We start from the raw sequence: 22,056 nt of genomic DNA on the forward strand, positions 1-22,056 counted from the left end.
GTGCGCTGGTCGGGGTAGCTCAGCGGTAGAGCAAACGGCTCATAATCGTTAGGTCGCGGGTTCAAATCCCGCCCCCGACACCACCAAGACGATGGAACGTACCTACGTTCCATCGTTTTCATCTTTAGCTTATGCACGAGCCGCTTCATCATCATGTACGCACGGTGTTGCGTCGGTACCACCTCGACCATCCTGAGGTGCTGCTGCTCGTCGCTGTGTCGGGTGGCCCCGATTCGCTGGTCTTATTGCACGTGCTGACCAGGTTGCGTGCGCAGGGTGGCGCGCAGCTCCATGTTGCCCATCTTGATCACGGGATTCGCCCCGAGGCTGCTGCCGAGGCTCAGTATGTTGCGATGCTTGCCGCAACTTGGGGCGTGCCTGCAACCTTGGCCCGCCGCGATGTGCCAGCCCTCGCGAAGGCCCACGCCGAAGGTTTGCCTGCGGCCGCACGCCGTGCCCGCTATCACTTTCTGGCCTCAACAGCGATGGAGATCGGGGCAGGCGCGGTGCTTGTCGCCCATCACGCCGACGATCAGGCCGAAACGGTCTTGCTCCATCTCCTCCGTGGGGCCGGTCTCGCCGGGCTGCGCGGTATGCGCGAAGCGGTTTCCTGGGATGCATGGGCACCCTCTGAGCGCTCACGTCCCACGCAGGACGGGCCGGCGCTCCTCCGCCCTCTGCTTGCTATTCCTCGTGAACAACTGCTCGCCTACGTGGCCCACCAGGGCCTCGAACCGGTTGATGATCCGAGTAACCGCGCTGAACGCTATGCTCGTACGCGGATCCGTCAGTTGTTGCCGATCCTTGCCAACGAGAATCCCCAACTTGTCGCCGCTCTTGGGCGTACGGCCCAGATCCTGGCCGATGATTATGCCTTTATCCAGAGCCAACTTGATCAGGTCTGGCCTGACCTCGCCACGGTAGGTGAAGGGTTCGTGGCCTTGCAACGCGAGCGCGTGCTTAACCTGCCGCTGGCCTTGCAACGCCAGGCCCTGCGTCGTGCCGCCGAACACCTTGGGGTCACTGATCTGAGCCTGACGCTGATCGAGGCGGTGCGTGAGGCAATGTCCCACGTCGGACGTCAGTTTCAACTTGGGCATGCGCTCGCGCTTGAGGTGGAATATGCTACCCTGCTGCTCTATCAACCGGGCTATCGGCAGACTGCTGATGTTCCCCAATTGAGCAACGATGAAATCCACTTGCCCGTTCCGGGTGTCGTCGAACTGGGCAACGGGTGGCGGTGCGTTGTCCAGGAAGAACCGCCCCCTGAACCAGATGCGTGGTGGGTCGCCCTGGATGCTGACCGGCTCGCTGGATCACTCATCCTGCGCCGTCGACGCGCCGGGGATCGGTTTCGTCCCGTCGGTGGGCCGGGCAGCCGGAAAGTGCAAGATTTTATGGTTGACCGCAAACTGCCGCGCCGCCTGCGGGATAGCTGGCCGCTGCTCGCTACCCCGACAGCAATTGTCTGGCTTGCCGGGTTGCGTGCGGATGAACGCTTTCTTGCCAGCCCAACGACTCAGCGTACAATATGGGTAGGGCTTGTTTCATAACGGATACGCAGGTTTCCCGGCCAGGGAATGCCGGGGTGAGAAGAGGAGTTCAATGCGCGATGACATTGCTAGGGTCTTGATTCCATCCGATCAAATCCAGTCACGGGTTCATGAGTTGGCAAGGCAGATTACTCAGGATTATGCCGAGTGTGACACCCTCTTGCTGGTGGGGGTGCTCAAGGGATGTGCGACCTTTATGGTGGATCTGGCACGTGCCATTGACCTGCCCCTGTCGATAGACTATATTGCCATTGCGAGCTATGGTGCCAGCACCGAGTCGAGTGGCGTTGTCCGGATGCTCAAGGATCTCGAGACGGATATTGCCGGTCGCCATATCTTGATTGTCGAGGATATTATTGATAGCGGTCTGACCCTTGCCTATTTGTGTGCCCAACTTCAGCGGCGGAACCCCGCCAGTCTGCGTATCTGTACCCTGCTCAATAAGCCCGAACGCCGCAAAGCCGAGGTCAAGGTTGATTATCTGGGCTTTGATATCCCCAATGAGTTTGTGGTTGGCTATGGCCTGGATTATGCTGAACGTTACCGCAATCTCCCTTATATCGGCATTCTGCGCCCCGAAATCTATGCCGAGTGATCTAGATTACAAATATGGTGTGATCTGGTTCCCTTGAAGCAGGCGCATCACTCTGTTATACTGCAATATACGTTCACAATGCCTCCGGTTAGGGTGTTGGGGCCTACGGCCCCCAAAAATTGAGTTGTAGTTGGTCAACAACACCAGCTGTGCTGGCATTGTTGACCAACTACAATACGGGTTTGAAAGACTCCCGAGTTGGCACGGAGAGAGCACAGAGCTTTTGGAAGGGTAGAAGTAACATATGGGTGACAATCGCTGGCTGAAAAATAGTTTTGTCTATCTGATCATTCTGGTCGCGGCTCTGGCGCTCTTCTTTCAGTATTTTGGTGGCTCAACAACCCAAAATAATGAAAAAGGTATCGCCGAAGTCATTACTGATATCGAGGCTGGGCGCGTTGCAACAATTCAAGCCCAGGCCGGTGATGAGCAGATCATTGTCCAATATCGTGATGGGAGTGAGTATCGCTCGCGCCTCGAGACTGGTGATAGTGTGATGTCGCTGCTGGCAAGCTATGGTATTCCTTTGAATAGCAATGATGGCGGGCCGGTGAGTGTTCAGGTTGCCCCTGCACCAGCATGGGGTGGTCTGCTGAGCATCTTTACGATCTTGTTGCCAACCTTGCTGCTGATTGGTTTCTTTGTCTTCTTTATGCGCCAGGCGCAGGGTTCGAATAATCAGGCGATGTCGTTTGGCAAGAGCCGCGCACGCATGTTTGCCGGTGATAAGCCAACGGTGACCTTTGCCGATGTCGCCGGACAGGAAGAGGCGAAACAGGATCTGACCGAGATTGTCGAGTTCCTGAAGTTCCCTGATAAGTTTGCCGCCCTCGGTGCCCGTATTCCGCGTGGTGTGCTGATGGTTGGCCCTCCCGGCACAGGCAAGACGCTCCTGTCGCGTGCGGTCGCCGGTGAGGCTGGGGTGCCTTTCTTTAGCATCTCTGGTTCTGAGTTTGTCGAGATGTTTGTTGGTGTTGGTGCGTCGCGTGTGCGTGATCTCTTCGATCAGGCCAAGCGCAATGCGCCGTGTATCGTTTTTATTGATGAGATCGATGCGGTTGGCCGTCAGCGTGGGGCCGGGCTCGGTGGTTCGCACGATGAGCGCGAGCAGACGCTCAACCAGATCCTGGTCGAAATGGATGGCTTCGATACCAATACCAATGTGATTGTGGTCGCCGCCACCAACCGGCCCGATGTGCTCGATCCGGCGTTGATCCGGCCCGGTCGTTTCGACCGTCAGGTTGTGCTTGATGCACCCGATGTCCGTGGCCGCATTGATATCCTCAAGGTGCATACCAAGGGCAAGCCACTGGCTGATGATATCAACATGGAGATCATTGCCCGTCTGACGCCTGGCTTCTCGGGGGCTGATCTGATGAATGCGGTCAATGAGGCCGCCATTCTGGCCGCCCGGCGCTCGAAGAAGAAGATCGGGATGTCTGAACTTCAAGACTCGATCGAGCGTGTTGCGCTCGGTGGCCCCGAGCGCCGCTCACGGGTGATGACTGACCGCAAAAAACTGGTGGTTGCGTACCACGAGTCAGGACACGCGATTACTGGTGCGGCCATGCCCCGCGCCAATCGCCTCCAGAAGGTGACGATTATTCCGCGTGGTCGCGCCGGTGGGTATGCCCTCTTCTTGCCGGATGAGGATAACCTGGGCCTGCAGAGCCTGGCCTACTTCAAAGCTGATATGGTTGTGGCGATGGGTGGCCGTGCCGCCGAAGAGATTATCTTTGGGCCAGAAGAGATTACGACTGGGGCGTCGGCTGACCTGGTCAGTGTGACCCGCACCGCTCGCTCGATGGTCACGCGGTATGGTATGAGTAATAAACTCGGGCCAATCGTCTTTGGCGAAAAGGAAGAGTTGATCTTCCTGGGCCGCGAGATTAGCGAGCAGCGCAACTATGGTGATGAGGTTGCCCGCCAGATCGACTCGGAAGTGCATCGCCTGGCGACCGAAGCCTACGAGACGGCCTATCAGGTTCTGATCAATAACCGTGATGTGCTCGACGATATGGCGAATGCCTTGCTCGAGTTCGAGACGGTCGAAGGTGAACAACTCGCTGAGTTGATGAGCCGGGTCAAGCCGATGGTGATTGATATGACCCGTCAGAATGGCACTCGGCAGCAGAATACACCTTCGCTGCCACCGCCTGCTTCAGGGACGTTGCCCGCGTAACGTCTCGCAGAAACACTAACGCAAAGGGGGCCACAAGGCCCCCTTTGCGTTGCTGCTTTTTACTCTGTAACCTAATTGCTGCTCTGGTGCCGAAGCCAGTGCTCCCTTCGGCACCAGAGCAGCAGACGTACTTCACAAACTACTTGTCTTATACCAATTCCGCCTGAAGGAGCCGCATGGTCATGCTGAGCGCAGCGAAGCATGACCATGCGGCCTCCTCAACGGTAAATGGTCTTTTAGTCGGCGTTGTCAATCTGCGCCCGCTGCAAACTACCACTATAGTCGACATAGACGCTCTTCCACTCGCTAAACACATCAAGCATTGTCGGCCCCGCCTCGCGGTGGCCGTTGCCGGTCGCTTTTACCCCGCCAAAGGGCAGGTGTATTTCGGCGCCGATCGTTGGTGCATTGATGTAGACAATGCCTGCTTCGAGTTCGTGCATTGCCCGGTAGGCTGCATTGATGTCCCGCGTATAGATCGACGAAGAGAGCCCATACGCGACATCGTTGGCGACGGCAAGGGCTTCATCAAGGCTCTCAACTTCGATGACACTCAAGACCGGCCCAAAGATCTCCTCGCGGGCAATGCGCATCGTCGGACGTACCCCTGTAAAGATCGTCGGCTGCACAAACCAACCGTTGGCATACGATCCTTCGGTGAGCCGGTTCCCCCCACAGCGCAGCGTCGCCCCCTCGGATTTGCCCACCTCGATATAGCCAAGCACCCGCTCGAGTTGCGCTTCATTGACCAGTGGCCCCATGTCGGTCGCGGGGTGCAAGCCGTTGCCAACGCGCAACGCCTGCGCACGGCCCACCAGGCGCTCGATCAAGGCCGCGGCGACCTTGCGATGGACAATGACGCGGCTGGTTGCTGTACAGCGCTGCCCTGTCGTGCCAAAGGCCGCCCAGACGACGCCCTGCTCGACCAGATCAAGGTCGGCATCGTCCATCACGATCAGCGGATTCTTGCCACCCATTTCGAGGCTGACCCGCTTGATCTGCCTGGCACCCAACTCGTAGACCAGACGCCCAACTTCGGTGCTGCCGGTAAAAGAGAGCACCGGCACATCGGGATGCTCGACCAGGGGCTGACCGGCACTCGGCCCGTGGCCGGTCACAATATTGACGACCCCCGGCGGCAAGCCTGCTTCAACGAGGCACTCGACCAGGTTAAAGGTACTGATTGATGCATCTTCACCGGGTTTGATCACCACCGTATTGCCACAGACGAGCGCAGGCAACATCTTCCACGACGCAATCGCCATCGGGAAGTTCCACGGCGTAATCATGCCAATCACGCCAATCGGCTGGCGCATACTCATCTGAAACTTGTTGGGCAACTCTGACGGCGTGGTGACCCCGTGCATCCGGCGTCCCTCACTGCCGGCGTATTGTGCCATACCAATAGCTTCGACAATATCGCCGCCCGCCTCAAAGAGCGGCTTGCCCATTTCACGGGTCAAATCGTGGCTATAGCGGTCTTTGCGGGCCAGGAGCAGATCGGCAGCCCTCAGCAAAATCTCGCCGCGGCGAGGTGCCGGCACCTTGCGCCAGGTTGCATAGGCCGCCTTGGCCGCAGTAACGGCGGCCTCAACATCATCGGCATTGCTATCCTGAAAGATGCCGACGACATCAGCGGTATCCGCCGGATTGCGCCGCTCAAACGTCTTGCCACCCAGACTCGGCACAAACTCCCCATTAATAAAATTCATGAACAGACGCGCCTCAGACATCCTTGTCTCCTTCTTCTTCAAACGAGCCTGGGTCTATGGTACCATATGGTCAAAGCTCAAAAATCAACCCTAACATGTGACTGCTGGCGACTATGCCGCGAGCAGTCACATGACCCTTGCCCCATTCTTTAGGCCTGCGATAGCAAGCATGGAACAAACGAGGCTTCCCGATGCGTGTTTCTCCACCTGAACAAGCGTTATTAGATCAATTGCTGCATTCACCACGTTTACCCGTTGTTGCCCAGCAGCTCGAGGCGATGCTTGCTGAGGAACGAGCGAAGCGACAACAGTTCATTGATGCGATTAGTGAAGCTGAAAAAGCCGAGTTTATTAATGGAGAGAAGATCGTGCATTCCCCAGTACGTTTACGTCATAATATTACTGCAAAGCGTCTGCTGATTTTGCTTGACACCTATGTCGGCAAGCACGATCTCGGGTATGTTGGCTATGAAAAGATGATGATCTCGCTGACACGCAATGACTATGAGCCGGATATCTGTTTCTTCAAGGCAGCGACTGCGAGCGGATTTGAGCCTGATCAGATGCGTTTTCCGGCTCCAGATCTGATTATCGAGGTTCTTTCGCCATTAACGGAAGCCAATGACCGAGGCGTGAAGTTTGATGACTATGCGGCTCACGGGGTTGATGAATACTGGCTGCTTGATCCGGTAGCCGAAATCATCGAGCAGTACTGGCTCGTTGATGGGCAGTACGAACTTGCCATCAAAGCACGCTCTGGGGAGATACGCAGCATTGTACTCAGTGCGTTTGTGATTCCCGTGCGGGCGCTTTTTGATGATGCCATCAACCGTGAAACGCTGCGTAGGCTAGTGCAAGGAGAAGGATAAGCCCGAAGCACGCTCTGCGGGCCTCGGGCTTGCTTGCCTTGCGCACAAAAAGCCAGCTACGCTGGCTTTTTGTGCGCAAGGCGGTGTTTGGTATTCTAAAGCGGAATATTGCCATGCTTGCGTGTAGGCATACTCTGGCGTTTGGTACGGGCGATTTTGAGGGCTTTGATCAGGGCGGGGCGTGTTTCGCGTGGTTCAATGACCGCATCAATGTAACCCCGTTCGGCGGCGACATAGGGATTCGCAAAACGGCTCTGGTAATCATTGATGAGTTCCGCCAGGCGTTGCTGCGGATCGCGAGCTTCGGCAAGCTCTTTGCGGAAGATGATGCGGACAGCGGCATCCACGCCCATCACGGCAATCTCGGCAGTCGGCCAGGCAAAGTTGAAGTCGGCGCGGATATGCTTCGAGGCCATCACATCATAGGCCCCGCCATAGGCTTTGCGGGTGATCACGGTCAGCTTAGGCACCGTTGCCTCACAATAGGCATAGAGCAACTTGGCACCGTGGCGAATAATGCCGCCATACTCTTGCTGCGTCCCCGGCATAAAACCCGGCACATCGACAAAGGTCAGCAGGGGAATATTGAAAGCGTCGCAGAAGCGCACAAAACGCGCCCCCTTGACTGAACTATCAATATCGAGGGTACCTGCCATCTGCATCGGCTGGTTGGCCACGACGCCGACGACATTGCCATCGAGGCGGGCAAAGCCGATCACAAGATTGCGTGCCCAGTAGGGCTGCACCTCAAAGAAGAAGCCATCGTCAACCACGGCTTCAATCACGCTGACCATATCGTAGGCTTTGCGCGGATTATCAGGAACAATCGTCTGCAACGCCTCGTCCATGCGCTCGGGATCATCTTCGGGGGCCTGGTAGGGCGGATCTTCCATATTGTTCGAGGGCAAGAACGAGAAGAGCAACCGCATCTGTTCGAAGCTCTCTTCTTCGCTATCGGTGGCAAAATGGGCCACACCACTGCGCGAATTGTGGGTCATCGCGCCGCCAAGCTCCTCAAAGCCGACTTCCTCACCCGTGACCGTCTTGATGACATCGGGGCCAGTAATAAACATCTGGCTAGAGCCTTTGACCATCATAATGAAGTCGGTCATAATCGGCGAATAGACCGCCCCACCGGCACACGGCCCGGCAATAATCGAGAGTTGCGGAATCACCCCGCTACTCAAGACATTGCGGTAGAAGATCTCGGCATAACCCCCAAGACTCACCACACCCTCTTGAATGCGTGCGCCGCCCGAGTCGTTGATGCCAATGCATGGCACACCCATGCGGAGGGCAAGATCCATCACCTTGCAGATCTTCTCGGCAAAAACCTCGCCGAGACTCCCGCCAAAAATCGTAAAATCCTGGGCAAAGACACAGACCGGGCGCCCATCAATGGTGCCATGGCCGGTTACGACGCCATCACCAAGCGGCTTGCGGCGTTCCATACCAAACGCAGCGGTGCGATGCACCGCAAACGCATCAAGTTCAACAAAAGAACCTGGATCAAGCAAGAGATCGATGCGTTCACGGGCCGTCTTTTTGCCACGCTCATGCTGCTTCTCGATGGCCTGGGGATCACCGGTCTGGGCTTTTTCGCGTCGTTGGCGTAGCTCTTCGATCTTTTCTGCGGTCGTCTGTGACATCAGGATACTCCGTGAACATACGAGGGTTCGCACCCTCCAACCTATAAGCAGTAGACATGACACGCCAGCAAAAATAGGGGACGGCATCAATGATACGTCGCCAGCGACGTGGCTGGGAAACAAGACGATAGAGCCATTCTAAACCAAGCTGGCGTACCCATGCGGGCGCAAAAGGCACCCGTCCGGCAAGATAGTCAAAGACACCACCGACCCCCACGGCGACGGGAACCTGGAGGATCGGTTGATTACGGGCAATCCAGAGATCCTGTTTGGGGTGACCATAGGCCACGAGCAAGATATCAGGGCGAGCGGATCGGATCACCTGTTGCAAGAAGGGCTCGTGGTGCGGGGCTGGCGAACCCGCCACACAGCCGACAATCGTGAGGCCAGCATAGGCTGCCTGCAAGACCGCAGCGGCCTCTTCGGCCACCCCGGGTGCTGCGCCAAGCAAAAAGAGCCGATACCCACGTTCAGCGGCGAGTTGGGCGAGGCGATGGGTGAGCCTGACACCGGTCACGCGACCGCGCAGAGGCGTCCCAAGATAACGTGCGGCGAGCAAGACCCCTATGCCGTCGGCGGTACAGAGATCCGCCTGGGCAAGTACCTCGGCAAAGCAAGGATTGCGTGCGGCCTCATTGATGAATTCAGGGTTGACCGTACAGATCTGGTGGGCACCTCCGCTTTCAAGCATCGCGGCAATCCGCGTGACGGCCTCCGCTTCGATCACATCGTCAATCGCTACGCCAAGGATCTGCACTCGTCGTGGATGCGTCAAGACGTTTCTACCTTCATCTTCATCAGTCCGCTAGCGTGTGTCTTAACTGGCGTTTTGACCAATTAGACAAAGTTCGCAGGCACTTGACAGTTTGCTCCCTACGGAGTGCCGACTTCAGGCGGCTGAGGCCGCCTGAAGTCGGCACTCCGACGGTCACGCAAGCATACCCCATTCTGAAACATGCCTTAAGACACGACTCTTGAGGTTCGCAGGCCCCAAGCCCCTCGCCGGAGGGCGAGGCCCGGCTGGCATAATTATAGCGTATCCTTGCCCGTGTTATAATGAGGATTGTTTCGGTAAAAAGAGGAGAGTCTATGTTTCGCTCGCACACCTGCGGCGAGCTGCGCACTGAGCATATCGGCCACGAGGTGACTCTGGCGGGGTGGGTGCATCGCCGCCGCGATCATGGTGAACTGATCTTTCTCGATTTGCGCGACCGCTATGGCATTACCCAGGTGGTTTTCGATAGCATTACGGCAATGGCCCATAAAGTGGCCGAAGAGTCGCGCTCTGAGTATGTCCTGCAGATTCGTGGACGTGTACGTGCCCGTCCGGCTGAGGCTGTGAATCCACATCTTGGGACCGGAACCATCGAAGTTGAGGCCCTCGAAGCCGAGGTTCTCAATCCTTCGCGCACCACCCCGATCTATATTGCGCAAGAGGGTGGCGAAGATGAGATGATTCGCCTCAAGTATCGCTATCTTGATCTGCGCCGCGAACGCATGCAGCGTAACTTGATCTTGCGCCATCGGGTCATCAAATTTATGCGTGATTTCCTTGACCAGGAGGGTTTTCTTGAGATCGAGACGCCGATCTTGATCAAGTCAACGCCCGAAGGTGCCCGTGATTATCTGGTGCCTTCACGGGTGCATCCCGGCAAGTTCTATGCCTTGCCTCAGAGCCCCCAGCAACTCAAGCAGTTGTTGATGGTCGCCGGTTATGATCGCTATTTCCAGGTCGCACGCTGCTTTCGCGATGAAGATCTGCGTGCCGATCGCCAGCCCGAGTTTACGCAGCTTGATATGGAGATGAGTTTTGTTGATCAGGAAGATGTGATCCAACTGATCGAACGCCTCTTTATTGAGCTCTGCCGCGCCGTCGTGCCCCACAAGCACGTGCCGACACCCTTTCCGCGCCTCACGTACGCCGAGGCCCTGGCCCGCTATGGCAGCGACAAACCCGATCTGCGCTATGGGCTTGAACTGATCAACCTGAGTGATCTGCTTACGGCAACACCGTTTCAAGTCTTTCAGCAGGCTCTCGCCAATAGCGGTGAGGTCAAGGGGCTCTGCATTCCCGGCTGTGGGAGCTACTCGCGCAAGCAGATTGATGAGTTGACCGAGTTTGCGAAGATCGGTGGGGCCAGAGGGCTCGCCTGGGCGATTGTCCCTGCTGATGGTGGCGAGGTGCGCTCCTCTTTTGGGAAAAATCTGGGCGAAGGCGAGATGAGTGCCATCGTCGAACGGATGGCTGCCAAACCTGGCGATCTGCTGTTGATCGTCGCTGATCAACCATCCGTCGTGGCCGCAGCGCTCGACCGCCTGCGTCGCGAGTTTGCCCAGCGCCTCAAGCTCGCTGATCCCAATACGCTCAATTTTTCCTGGGTGCTCGACTTCCCGCTCGTCGAATGGAATGAGGACGAAGCACGTTGGGACGCTGTTCACCATCCCTTCACTGCGCCGCAGGATGCCGATATGCATCTGATGGCAACTGATCCCGGCAAGGTACGAGCCAAAGCCTATGACCTGGTGCTCAATGGGTATGAGGCCGGGGGTGGCAGCATCAGAATCCATCGCCGCGATGTGCAACAACAACTCTTTGATCTGCTTGGCATTACCCCCGAATTGGCCCAGGCACAATTTGGGCATATGCTCGAAGCCTTTGAGTATGGCGCCCCTCCTCACGGTGGCATTGCCCCTGGCATCGACCGCATCGTGATGATCCTGGCCGATGAAAGTACGATCCGTGAAGTGATGGCCTTCCCCAAGACCCAGCAGGCCGTAGATCTGATGACCGCAGCCCCATCGCCAGTCGATGAGCGGCAACTCAAAGAGTTGCATATCAACCTGCGGTAGGGGCACGGCGGCACCGTACCCGTACGGTGGGGGCACGGCAACGCCGTGCCCCCACGAAGTAATGGCGTTTCACCCTCAGAGTGCGTTATACTACCAAGACAATACGCGGGCGTTGATCCGTTGTCTGCCAGGACACGTTCGTGATCCTAGGGGTATGCCATATGTTGAAGCGCATTCTGATTGTTGATGACGATTCTAATATTCGCCGGATCGTTGCGATGGCGCTTACTGATGATTCGCCGTATGAGGTTCATGCGGTCTCTTCAGGTGAGGCGGCCCTGCTGGCGATTGCACGTCAGCCAGTCGATCTGCTCTTTACCGATATTCGGATGCCGGGGATGAGTGGGCTCGAACTTGTCCAGCACGTCCGTGAGCTTGACCCCAAAACAGCCGTGATTGTCTTTACGGTAAGTCCCGAAGATCTGACGCCTGAACGAGCCGCTGAACTCCAGATTGATTGCTTGCTCGAAAAGCCGATTTCACCTGAACGGATGCGGCTTGCGGTCGATCTCTTGCTCGATCCAATCAAGCTCTTGCCTCGCCCGTCGCAGCGCCGTGGTGCCGAGGGTACGTCTCCCCCGTCCACTGCACCTACGCGCGCTCCTGCTGCGCCACCTCAACCACCAGCACCAAAAATGCCCCCGCCTTCATCCACCCGACCAGTGTCGCCTCTCCCCGAACGATCAGGCGATCAGGGCGCACCGGTGACGATGCAACTCCCGACCGGGCGCCCGAGTTGGCGGGGGCGTACGTATTCGAGTGCGCAGATCCACGCGATGCGGCTGGCCCTCAAAGAGATCGTGATGGAGCCAGATGTCCAGTGTGTGCTGCTGGCCGATATCAGTGGCATTGTGCTCACGCATTGGAGCCGACGGCGCGATATTAATGTCACGGCTGTTGCGGCACTGGCCGCTGGCAATACGCAGGCGTTTGCCGAGATCGGGCGCAATCTTGGGCAGCGCCAACTGGGACATCTGGTGATTCACGAAGGCCCCGAGCAGAGTATCATTGTGGTGACGGTTGCCAAGCTTTTGTTGTTGATTGCCATTGGTCCGACGGTCTCGCTGGGTTGGGCCCGCCTGGCGACCCTGCGTGCCTGTGACGAAATTCTACACGTTGTCCGTGATGGTTCAGATAAGGAGCATTGAGTATGACCAGTCCCGCTGATGAGCGACGTACCGTTCTGGCTGTTGTCGCCCATCCCGATGATGCCGAATTTAGTTGTGGGGCCACCCTCGCGGCCTGGGCGCAAGAAGGGTGGGAGGTGACCCTGGTGGTCTGTACGGATGGCAGCGGGGGCGGGCCTGATGATGCCATTGATGTGGGTTCAGCAGAGCGTCGTCGGATCAGCAACATACGCAAGGTTGAACAACGCGCCGCAGGCGAGGTGATGGGCCTCAAGGAGGTTGTCTTTCTCGATTACCCCGATGGGATGCTCGAACCTAGTCTTGCGCTGCGCCGCGATATTGTGCGGCAGATCCGTCGTACCAGGGCCTATCGCTTTGTTTGTCAGTCACCTGACCGGGTCTGGACGCCGGGGTATGTGATTGGACGTTACCATCCCGACCATCTGGCTGCTGCCCAGGCGAGCCTGGCAGCGGTCTATCCGGCAGCCCAGAATGGCTGGGATTTCCCCGAGTTACTGGCCGAGGGTTTGCCCCCGAGTCGCGTCAAAGAACTCTTTGTCGTGGGGGCGCCGCACCTCAATTATGCGGTTGATATTTCAACGACTTTCGAGTTGAAACTCGCGGCTCTGCGCTGCCATGTGAGTCAGCTTGGTACCGATCAGGCGGAACTGGCTGAACTGATCCGCCAGTGGGCCATTGAACGCGGCGAGCCGTTCGGTCTGCCGATGGCCGAAACCTTTCACCGCGTCGAGAATTAGCTCGCGTCACGTAGCCGCGTCACGAGCGCATCAGTTTCATCTTCACCAACGGTACGCAGGTCAAAGAAGAGTTGCTCGTCGTTGATGCGCGCAATGACTGCAGGCTCGCCAAGGCGCAAACGTTGCATCAGCACTTCGGCCCCGACTGGCCCTGGCAAGACGGCGACGCCAACGCTTGCCAGGGTCTCGCCGGGCAGCGAGCCTCCGCCGATGGCACTGCGACACGGCGTAACGCTGGCGGCGATGCCCGCCGCTTGCAGTGCTGCGGCGAGCGCCTCGGCACGCGCCTGGAGGCGAGGCAAGGGGGCGCTGATCATCTGCCACACGGGGATCTCGTCGAGCGCCTGTCCACGGACGTAGCTGCGCAAGGTGGCTTCGAGGCCGGCAATCGTCGTCTTGTCGAGGCGTAGCGCACGGGCGAGCGGATGCCGTCGGAGTTGGGCGATCAAGGCTGCGCGGCCTACCAGTAGACCGGCCTGTGGCCCGCCAAGCAATTTATCACCGCTGAAGGTCACGAGATCAGCCCCGGCTGCGATGCTCTCTTGTACCATTGGCTCGGGGGCGAGGCCAAAGGGGGCAGTCGGCAAGAGGGTTCCACTGCCAAGATCGTCAACCAGGGGTACCCCGTGAGCCTGTGCGACGGTCGCTAGTTCAGCGAGGCTTGCCTCGTGAACAAAGCCAACCAGGCGAAAATTGCTACTATGCACACGCAGCAGCATCGCGGTGCGCTCAGTGATGGCTGCGTCATAGTCACGCGCATAGGTGCGATTGGTCGTGCCTACTTCAACGAGCGTTGCCCCACTCTGGCGGAGAACGTCGGGGATGCGAAAGCCGCCCCCGATCTCGACCGCCTGGCCGCGTGAGACAATCACCTCGCGCCCGGCAGCCAGTGCAAGCAGCGCCAGATAGACGGCCGCCGCATTATTATTGACGGCCAGCGCAGCCTCGGCCCCGGTTAACCGGGTCAGTAGGGTTTCGAGGTGAACATTGCGACTGCCCCGCTTGCCGTCAACGAGATCATACTCAAGATTGCTATAACCAGGGGCAACCGCGTGCATGGCAGCGCGGGCCGCCGCACTGAGCGGGGCACGTCCCAGGTTGGTCTGAATAATTACCCCGGTCGCATTGATCACCGGGCGCAGACTGGGGCGAAGTTCGGTGGTAATGCGTGCGATAACCTGTTCAGCCAGGGTACGCAACAAGGCCTCGGGAGGCGCGGCCTCACGTTCTTCCCCAGCCTGCAAGCGCCCACGCAGATCATCGAGTTCGGCGCGTACCGCCTCACGGAGCAACGCGCCAGGCCACGTCGGATCGGCCTCGGCCCGCACCACCTGGAGCAACCGATCCACACTGGGTAGATCACGTCTGGTCAGCATCAACGCCTCACTCTCAGCCTGCAATGGCTTCCTGCTCAGCCTGCGCCAGGGCACGGGGCGAAGCATATTCACGCCGTGAAACAGGGGCCTGGGCGACTGCCCCACGGCTCGCCCGGGTCAACTCAAAGGCTGCCCGCAGCAACGCCTCATAATCGGAGGTCAACGCACGCTTGCGCCGTCCCATCACCGTGCGTGTGACGCCAATCATGCCATCAATGCGATACTCACGCAGCGTATCGCCGCCCCAGGTGAAATGGGGAATATTTTTGGGAATGTTCTGAGATCCAAAAACATTGCTGCCTGTGCCAATCATGGTGCCGCCATTGAGCAACAGACCAATGCCGAGTTTCACATGATCGGCGAGGAACATCCCGAGTTTGATCACCCCACTATCAAACTGCCCAAGATCTTCGAGGCTGACCCGAATATTGCCATAATTATTTTTCAGATCGCTATTGGTGGTCATCGCCCCGATATTGACCCATTCACCGAGCCAGGAATGGCCGAGAAAGCCATCGTGATGTTTATTGCTATAGCCCTGAATAATGCTCGCTTCGACCTCGCCCCCGATACGGCAAACCGGGCCAATCGCCGTTTCGCCACGAATACGAGCGCTGGAAATCAGGCTCCCCCGGCCAATATAGGCTGGCCCCTGCAGAAAACTAAAGGGCTCGATATGGGCCTCGGCCTCGATAAAGATCGGGCCATCGCGAGCATCCAACACCAGGGGTCCATCGAGGCGGGCGCGTGGATCAACATAGATCCGTTCGCCGCGTACCACGACATTGGGCATTTCGGTCGTGAGCAACGGTAACCGTTGTTCGAGGAGTGGCAGATCGCGCACCAGTTGCTCACCCGACTGATTGATCAGATCCCAGGGAAAGCCAAGCAGCAGGGGTGCCTCATCGGGGCCAAGGTCATGCACTTGCGCAAAACGCAGCAACTCATCACGCGCATCGCTCGTGTGCTGTGACTGGACAAAATAGAGCACGGCACTTGCCAGGGCCGGTGAGAGGTAGGCAGCGAGGAGAGTATCGCCGGCGAGGTAGACCGTATTCAACGGCTCGGCCAGCAAGCGGGGCAGCCAGGCCAGATCGAGCGCACGGCCATTGATCAGGATGACCGGCTCACCAGCCTGAAGAAACGCCGTCAACCCTGTGGAGGGACCGAAGCACTTCATCAAATGAGGCCGTGCCATCCCCAGGGCCGCTGTCTCATCGCGCCGCAACGAGCGTACAGTCGCCTCGATCCGCTCACGCACCGTATAGCCACCAATGCGCAATTCAAAGACAGGGCGGGCCTGCACAAGCGTTGCGAAGCGTTGCCACAACTCATCTTCAAAGACAATGAGGCTCATGTGTCACCCCTGGCGTAAGAGCGCAAGAATAGCTCGGCTCAACTTCTGATTATCGTGGCGCAACACACGTACCGCACGTTGTTCGGCGGGATTATTGAGCGAAGCCGTATACTGGATCACCGACGAAGCGAGATCTGCCTCGATCACCAGACTACCCTCAATCATCACCCCACGGAGGCCTGCGGGGCCTCCATTCGTCCCCGTCACAAGAGCCGTCTCTTCATACTCTTCAGGGGACAGCACCACCGGCGACTGCAACGCGGCGGCATAGAGCCGATAGACTTCGGGGTCAATGCGTTGGGCATTGACCAGGACAACATCGGGGGTAAAATTACCAAACGTCTTGATCGTCCGAATATGATCCGCCACACTGAACCCCGTAGTTCGTCCGGGCTCGGTCATCAGATTGCAGACATAAATCTTGCGTGCCTTGCTGCGTACAAGCGCTTCACGCAGATCATCAATCAACAGATTAGGGACAATACTCTCGAAGAGGCTTCCGGGGCCAAGGATAATCGCATCGGCCTCACGGATCGCCTCGAGGGCGAGGCGGGTGACCTGAATCGACTCAGATGTAGGGTTGCGTGTGAGGTGAAGATCCACGACGTGGCGTGGGGCAATCTGCTGATTCAAAGAGAGGTGCCGCACATCAATTGAGGTGCCATCGTCAAGGTGTGCCATCACCTGGATTGGCTCGGGGGTTGGCACCACATAATAGACATTCTGGGTCGCAAAGAGTCCCGAGGCACGATAGTAATATTCAACCGGATCTTGCACCGGAACAATGCAGGTCAACTGGCGCACCTGTTCGCCCATCGCGCTGAGAATCAGCATACCGGGGCCACCCGAGAGGACGACCAACTTGGGGGGGGCATCGCGGCCATACCCGAGCACCACATCATCGCTTCCATCGGTCTCACCCTGGCGGAGCGGGATAATCATCACCCCGCTCAATTGCCAGAGGCCAAAGGCGAGCACACCAACCCCAGCCCCACTCAACAGCACTGCGCGCCAGGGGCGCGGCATAAATTGCAGGGTCAGGATCGAAAAGAAGGTGGGCAGATCCTCGAGGGAACGGTAGAGGTGAATGAACAGATACGCGACACCCAGTGACAGCAGCACGACACCCACAAACGTCAGTGCCAGGGGGGCCGTCAAGTAACCGAGTGAAGCAAACCGACGAATAATATTACGCATAAAAATTGGCCGAAGCAAGCGACCAGGCTTGCCTAGGGTTTGAGCAACTGTTCACGCTGGGCATCAATCAAACTACGCAGATTGCCACCACTGCGCGCAACCATCTCGATACAGACCAGACCGGCCAGAATCGCATCAGCGTACCCTGCATAGCGTCCGATAATAATTTCACCGTCGGACGTAGCCCCAACCACTGGGCGTTGACGAGGAAGGGCAAGCAATTCAACGAGGCGCTCGGCCGGATCACGCAGCCCTTCGACCCGCAGACCAGTCTGTTCTTCCCAAGCCGTGACGCGTGGCAGACCAGCGAGCGGCGAAGGCAGGTCGGGGGGAGGAATGACCACAGCCCCGCGTTGACGATACTGACGAGCCATATAGGTTGCAATCAACAGCGCCGTCTCGGCCGGGTCAAGTTGCTCACCATTCTTATCAACGAGGGCCAGCGCAGTTCCATCAGCTGAAATCGCCAGACCGAGGTGTGAGTCACTTTCACGGACGAGCTTTTTCAACCGATTGAGCCCGGCGGTCACCGGGGCGGGGGTACTGCGCCCGAAGAGCGGATCTGGTTCGCGGTTAATTTCAATCGCCCGGGTCTGCCCACTATCACTCAAGAGGGCGGGCACGACCCCGGCTGCCGTCCCATTCATTGCATCAACAAAAATGGTCAGGGAGGTACGGCGGATCAGGTCAAGATCAATTGCCTCACGGAGCGCCGCAAAATAGGGAAGCCGCAGATCAACGAGTTGATCTGCGGGTAACGGATCAGGTTGAGGAAAGAGCGGTGTCGTCACCTGGGCTGGATCTGGCTCAAGCGAAAGTTGGACCGAACCATCGGTGAGGAGCGCAAGGCCATTGTAGTAATAGGGCCGATTGCATGCCGACACATAGAGCGCACAGTGGGCGAGATGCTCATCGAGCGCGTGATGCAGGGCGGGCAACGGCATATGCGAACTGGCGAGGCTAGCCTCAACGCCGTGTGCTTGCAAGATCTCGAGGCAATCACGGGCAAAGAGCGGTCCCATAAACCGCGTATCATACGCCACGAGGCAACTCAGATTGCGGGCACCCAAGCCACGCGCCAGCGTCATCACTCGCTGACGCACCTGATCAAGGGTAAAATCTGCGCTATAGATAGCCTGCCAGGCCAATGCATACGGACGGTAACGCTGGGTCATAGGCGCCTTCGGAATTCGTCCACGACACCCATCATCAGATCGCGGATGGCCTGCGCTCGTTCCATCGTCTGGGCTTCAAAGCGATTGGTTAGCGCCGGTTCAGTATTCGAAGCACGGAGCAGGCCCCAGCCATCGCCAAAATCAACTCGTACGCCATCAACATCAATCACCGGGTGTGTGGCACGGAAATATTCGTACACATGCTCAATCACGCGAAACTTATCTTCCTCAGCACAAGGGATGCGCCCTTCGTCAATCGAAGGCAAGATCGGATACGGGGCGAGAACCTCGCGCAGGTTTGTCCCAAGTTGATGCAACGCATAGAGCAGATAGGCCCCGGCAAAAGCTCCATCATCAAAGTAGTGACCCTCTTCGGGAATAATCGTATGGCCGCTGAGCTCGCCCCCGAGGACCGCATTCGTTTCACGCATTTTGGCCGAAAGGTTGGTATACCCTGTCTTCCACAACACTGGCGTCCCCCCCAGACTATGAATCGCCTGAGGCAGGGTCGCACTACATTTTACATCAAAAATCACTGACCCTTTGCGGCGACCAAGCAGATACGTGGCGAGCGCAATCAGGTAGCGATCGGCAAAGACGATGGTTCCATCGCCATCAACAACACCGAGGCGATCGCCATCACCATCGAGCCCGACCCCGAGATCAGCCTGATGCTCACGCACTGCCACAATCAATTGTTGCAGATTCTCGGCCTTGAGCGGATCGGGATGATGGTTCGGAAAGGTACCATCTGGTTCAATAAAGAGAGGGATAACGTCAAGGCCAAGTGCCTCATACATTGCCATCGCAATAGGTCCGGCCACCCCATTCCCTGCATCGAGCACAACGCGGGGGCGTTTCCCGGCAAAACCGAGCAAACCGGTCACATTCTGCAGATACGCCTCATCAACCGAAAGGCGGGTCACACTTCCTTTGCCCTGCACCACATCACCCATCAAGGCAAGTTGCCCGACCTCCTGGATCATCTCCGAAGGGGCCGGTTCGCTCCCATACACGGGATGGGCAAGGCGCAACTTCAGGCCATTGAAGGCTGGAGGATTGTGGCTCGCCGTCACAATCGCCCCGCTATCGGCGCGCAAATGCTCGACGGCAAAATACATGACCGGCGTAGGTGCCTGCCCAATATCAAGCACATCACAACCGGTTGAGCACAAACCATCAATCAGCGCGGCGGCAAAACGGGGCGAACTGAGCCGTGCATCACGGGCGACCACGACACGCTGGCCGCCTCGCCGACGGATCAAAGTACCGGTTGCCTGACCAAGTTGGGTATAGACCGCTTCGTCGAGATCCACATCTACAATGCCACGAATGTCGTAAGCGCGAAAAATTGTCTGATTTAGGCCCATGCTACTGCTCCCAACGCAAAAGATGTGCGTTGAGATCCTAACGTAAAGGGGCGGTTCCGTCAAGGTTCTTTACAACTACGCAGACACCCGCTATAATTGGCATATGTAACGGTTGCAAGAAGCCGGTGCTAGGCCGTGCGAGCCGTCAACTCAACTGAGAGTACTGCTCTCAGTTTCTTCATTTTGCATCGCCCGGGAGCAGGGATCGCCCCCAGGCGACCCTTCCATACTGTCGCTCCTATGGGCCAACGTGACAGGACTAAAGGCAGCGAAATTATGACAGACAAGCCGACATATTTGACCCGTGAGGGCCGCGTAAAGCTCGAAGCTGAGCTTGAAGAACTTTCAACAGTTGAGCGCAAGCAGGTTGCCGAGCGTATTGCGGCAGCCAAAGAACTTGGTGACATCTCGGAGAGTGGTGAATACGAGGATGCAAAAAAGTCGCAGGCCCTCCTGGAAGGCCGCATCCGCGAATTGCGTAGCCTTCTTTCACGCGCCGAGACGATTGATGAAGACCAGATCAGCAATGGTGAAGTACGCGTAGGATCTTCGGTGACCGTACGCTTCGAAGAAGACGGTGAAGAAGAGACTTGGACGATTGTGGGTAGTGCCGAGGCAAGCCCGCGTCAAGGTCGTATCTCCAACGAGTCGCCGATCGGGGCTTCGCTCCTTGGGAAGCGCGCCCGCAATAAAGTGACCGTGCAAACACCTTCAGGTGTGATGAAACTCACCATTGTGAAGGTTCGGTAACGAACAAGCTGCTGCGCGTCAGCGTTTGCTGCAGGGTAATCGTGAACTGATGGAATTAAACGATCTTCAGGCTCAGCGTGCGGCTAAACTTGAACGCCTCAAATCCGCCGGTGTCGAGCCTTATCCAACCCGCGCCCACCGTAGCCATACTCTTGCCGAGGTCATGGCTCATTTTGATACGTTGCAGGCTGAGCAGACTGAGCTTACGGTGACCGGACGCATTGTGGGTGCCCGTCGCATTATGGGCAAACTCGCGTTTGCCCATATCGAGGACGGCACGGCAACGCTCCAGCTCTGGCTCAGCCGTGCTGACCTTGGTGATCACTGGTTTGAGCGCTTTCGCGACGATCTTGACACCTTCGATATTGTGCAGGCGACTGGTACGCTGCGCCGGACGAAGACCGGTGAGGCGTCACTCTTTGTGATGAGCCTGACGATGCTTGCCAAGGCCCTCAATCCTCCTCCCGAAAAGTGGGCCGGGCTGGCTGATGTTGAAGAGCGCCATCGTCAGCGTTACCTTGATCTGATCGTCAATGCCGAGGTACGTGACGTCTTTCGGGCACGGGCGGCTGCCGTGACGGCGATGCGCCGGGTGCTTGATGAGCGGGGGTTTCTCGAAGTAGAAACGCCGGTGCTTCAGCCGCTCTATGGGGGGGCCGCTGCACGACCGTTCAAGACCTTCCACAATACCCTTGGCCAGGAACTCTACCTGCGTATCGCAACCGAGCTCTACCTCAAGCGCTTGATCGTAGGCGGGTTTCCCGGGGTCTACGAGATCGGCAAAAACTTCCGCAACGAGGGGGTCGACCGTAGTCACAACCCCGAGTTCACCATGATGGAATGTTATCAGGCCTATGCCGATTATCATGATATGATGGATCTGGTCGAGGCGTTGATGCGTGCGATGGCAATTGCCGTGACCGGAAGCCCGCAGGCTACCTATCAGGGCCAGGTGATTGATTTCGCAGGTACCTGGCCGCGGCTGTCGATGACGGCGGCGCTTGTCGAACAGACCGGGATTGATATCAGTGAGGCTGATGATCTCGCAACGCTTCACCAGGCCATCACTGCCCGCACCCTGAAGGTCGAACGCAAAGAGACCTGGGCGAAACAGGTTGATGAGTTGTTCAGCGTCTATGTGCAACCCTTGCTGATCCAGCCAACCTTTATCATTGATTATCCAGTGGCGCTCTCGCCGCTGGCCAAGCGCAAGCCTGACGAACCAGCCTTCACTGAACGCTTCGAGGCTTTTGCGGTCGGTATGGAACTGGGCAATGCCTTTACCGAATTGAACGACCCCTTTGACCAGGAACAGCGTTTTCTCGATCAGGGGCGCGATTTTGCCGCCGGTGATGACGAAGCCCATCAGATGGATCGTGACTATCTGAACGCTCTGATGTATGGGATGCCGCCAACGGGTGGCCTCGGAATGGGGATTGACCGCATCCTCATGGTGTTAACTGACCGTCCTACTATTCGTGAGGTCATTCTCTTCCCCCATATGCGTCGGCGCGAATCATAAGGGGAGGTGGCGTG

17 protein-coding genes and 1 tRNA gene are annotated in these 22,056 nt (G+C 57.6%); 10 read left to right on the forward strand and 8 right to left on the reverse strand.

Features of this window, described 5'->3' with window-relative positions; genetic code table 11:
- The first annotated feature begins 8 nt into the window (after positions 1–8).
- The 4 genes from A9Q02_RS20455 to ftsH all read left to right on the forward strand — a co-directional run bounded on the left by A9Q02_RS20455 (position 9) and on the right by ftsH (position 4,330).
- Positions 9–83, forward strand: a tRNA-Met gene (locus tag A9Q02_RS20455).
- A gap of 48 nt (positions 84–131) precedes the next feature.
- Positions 132–1,553 carry a tRNA lysidine(34) synthetase TilS gene (tilS, locus tag A9Q02_RS20460; RefSeq protein WP_097654927.1) on the forward strand — a complete coding sequence of 474 codons (1,422 nt, stop codon included), beginning with the start codon at positions 132–134 and terminating at the stop codon, positions 1,551–1,553.
- Between the two features lie 52 nt (positions 1,554–1,605).
- Positions 1,606–2,148, forward strand: coding sequence for a hypoxanthine phosphoribosyltransferase (hpt, locus tag A9Q02_RS20465; RefSeq protein ID WP_097654928.1), 543 nt, complete (start codon positions 1,606–1,608; stop codon positions 2,146–2,148).
- Positions 2,149–2,392: 244 nt separating this feature from the next.
- Positions 2,393–4,330, forward strand: a complete 1,938-nt coding sequence (gene ftsH / locus A9Q02_RS20470) for an ATP-dependent zinc metalloprotease FtsH (RefSeq protein ID WP_097654929.1) — start codon at positions 2,393–2,395, stop codon at positions 4,328–4,330.
- 236 nt (positions 4,331–4,566) lie between these two features.
- Here the strand turns inward: ftsH and A9Q02_RS20475 are convergent, their stop codons facing one another.
- Positions 4,567–6,063, reverse strand: coding sequence for an aldehyde dehydrogenase family protein (locus tag A9Q02_RS20475; RefSeq protein ID WP_097654930.1), 1,497 nt, complete (start codon positions 6,061–6,063; stop codon positions 4,567–4,569).
- A gap of 170 nt (positions 6,064–6,233) precedes the next feature.
- Between A9Q02_RS20475 and A9Q02_RS20480 the strand changes: the two genes are divergently transcribed.
- The gene (locus A9Q02_RS20480) at positions 6,234–6,911 is read left to right on the forward strand and encodes a Uma2 family endonuclease (protein WP_097654931.1); all 678 of its coding nucleotides are present in this window, start codon (positions 6,234–6,236) and stop codon (positions 6,909–6,911) included.
- A gap of 95 nt (positions 6,912–7,006) precedes the next feature.
- Here A9Q02_RS20480 and A9Q02_RS20485 read toward each other — a convergent pair whose 3' ends face one another.
- Both A9Q02_RS20485 and A9Q02_RS20490 read right to left on the reverse strand, forming a co-directional pair.
- Entirely contained in the window at positions 7,007–8,560 is a 1,554-nt protein-coding gene (locus tag A9Q02_RS20485) for an acyl-CoA carboxylase subunit beta (protein WP_097654932.1), read from the reverse strand.
- Positions 8,493–9,335 carry a WecB/TagA/CpsF family glycosyltransferase gene (locus A9Q02_RS20490; protein ID WP_245860788.1) on the reverse strand — a complete coding sequence of 281 codons (843 nt, stop codon included), beginning with the start codon at positions 9,333–9,335 and terminating at the stop codon, positions 8,493–8,495. The genes A9Q02_RS20485 and A9Q02_RS20490 overlap by 68 nt, the downstream gene beginning before the upstream one ends.
- A 314-nt stretch (positions 9,336–9,649) precedes the next feature.
- Between A9Q02_RS20490 and aspS the strand changes: the two genes are divergently transcribed.
- The 3 genes from aspS to A9Q02_RS20505 all read left to right on the forward strand — a co-directional run bounded on the left by aspS (position 9,650) and on the right by A9Q02_RS20505 (position 13,295).
- Complete coding sequence (gene aspS / locus A9Q02_RS20495) at positions 9,650–11,410, forward strand: aspartate--tRNA ligase (RefSeq protein WP_097654933.1); 1,761 nt, start codon at positions 9,650–9,652, stop codon at positions 11,408–11,410.
- Positions 11,411–11,571: 161 nt separating this feature from the next.
- Positions 11,572–12,558 (forward strand): roadblock/LC7 domain-containing protein, encoded by a 987-nt coding sequence (locus tag A9Q02_RS20500; RefSeq protein WP_097654934.1) that lies wholly within the window; start codon positions 11,572–11,574, stop codon positions 12,556–12,558.
- Positions 12,559–12,560: 2 nt separating this feature from the next.
- Positions 12,561–13,295 carry a PIG-L deacetylase family protein gene (locus A9Q02_RS20505; RefSeq protein WP_097654935.1) on the forward strand — a complete coding sequence of 245 codons (735 nt, stop codon included), beginning with the start codon at positions 12,561–12,563 and terminating at the stop codon, positions 13,293–13,295.
- On the opposite strand, the gene selA is transcribed toward A9Q02_RS20505, so the two are convergent.
- From selA to A9Q02_RS20530, 5 genes are read right to left on the reverse strand one after another with little or no spacing between them, the layout of a single operon-like run.
- On the reverse strand, positions 13,292–14,695 hold the full coding sequence (gene selA / locus A9Q02_RS20510; RefSeq protein ID WP_245860789.1) for an L-seryl-tRNA(Sec) selenium transferase: 1,404 nt from the start codon (positions 14,693–14,695) through the stop codon (positions 13,292–13,294). The two genes, A9Q02_RS20505 and selA, sit on opposite strands and share 4 nt — an antisense overlap.
- Positions 14,685–16,028 (reverse strand): putative sugar nucleotidyl transferase, encoded by a 1,344-nt coding sequence (locus A9Q02_RS20515; RefSeq protein WP_097654936.1) that lies wholly within the window; start codon positions 16,026–16,028, stop codon positions 14,685–14,687. Before A9Q02_RS20515 ends, selA begins: the two co-directional genes overlap by 11 nt.
- A gap of 3 nt (positions 16,029–16,031) precedes the next feature.
- Entirely contained in the window at positions 16,032–17,225 is a 1,194-nt protein-coding gene (locus A9Q02_RS20520; RefSeq protein ID WP_097654937.1) for a gluconeogenesis factor YvcK family protein, read from the reverse strand.
- Between the two features lie 32 nt (positions 17,226–17,257).
- Positions 17,258–18,400, reverse strand: a complete 1,143-nt coding sequence (locus A9Q02_RS20525) for a phosphohexomutase domain-containing protein (protein ID WP_097654938.1) — start codon at positions 18,398–18,400, stop codon at positions 17,258–17,260.
- A complete protein-coding gene (locus A9Q02_RS20530) occupies positions 18,397–19,770 on the reverse strand; it encodes a phosphomannomutase/phosphoglucomutase (RefSeq protein ID WP_097654939.1) in 1,374 nt (457 codons plus the stop codon). The genes A9Q02_RS20525 and A9Q02_RS20530 overlap by 4 nt, the downstream gene beginning before the upstream one ends.
- A gap of 276 nt (positions 19,771–20,046) precedes the next feature.
- Here A9Q02_RS20530 and greA point away from each other — a divergent pair, with 276 nt between their 5' ends.
- Positions 20,047–20,520 (forward strand): transcription elongation factor GreA, encoded by a 474-nt coding sequence (greA, locus tag A9Q02_RS20535; protein ID WP_097654940.1) that lies wholly within the window; start codon positions 20,047–20,049, stop codon positions 20,518–20,520.
- Between the two features lie 49 nt (positions 20,521–20,569).
- Positions 20,570–22,042: a lysine--tRNA ligase gene (lysS, locus tag A9Q02_RS20540; RefSeq protein WP_097654962.1), complete on the forward strand. Its 1,473-nt coding sequence runs from the start codon at positions 20,570–20,572 to the stop codon at positions 22,040–22,042.
- Positions 22,043–22,056 lie beyond the last annotated feature (14 nt).

This window comes from Candidatus Chloroploca asiatica (assembly GCF_002532075.1).
GTDB lineage: Bacteria > Chloroflexota > Chloroflexia > Chloroflexales > Chloroflexaceae > Chloroploca > Chloroploca asiatica.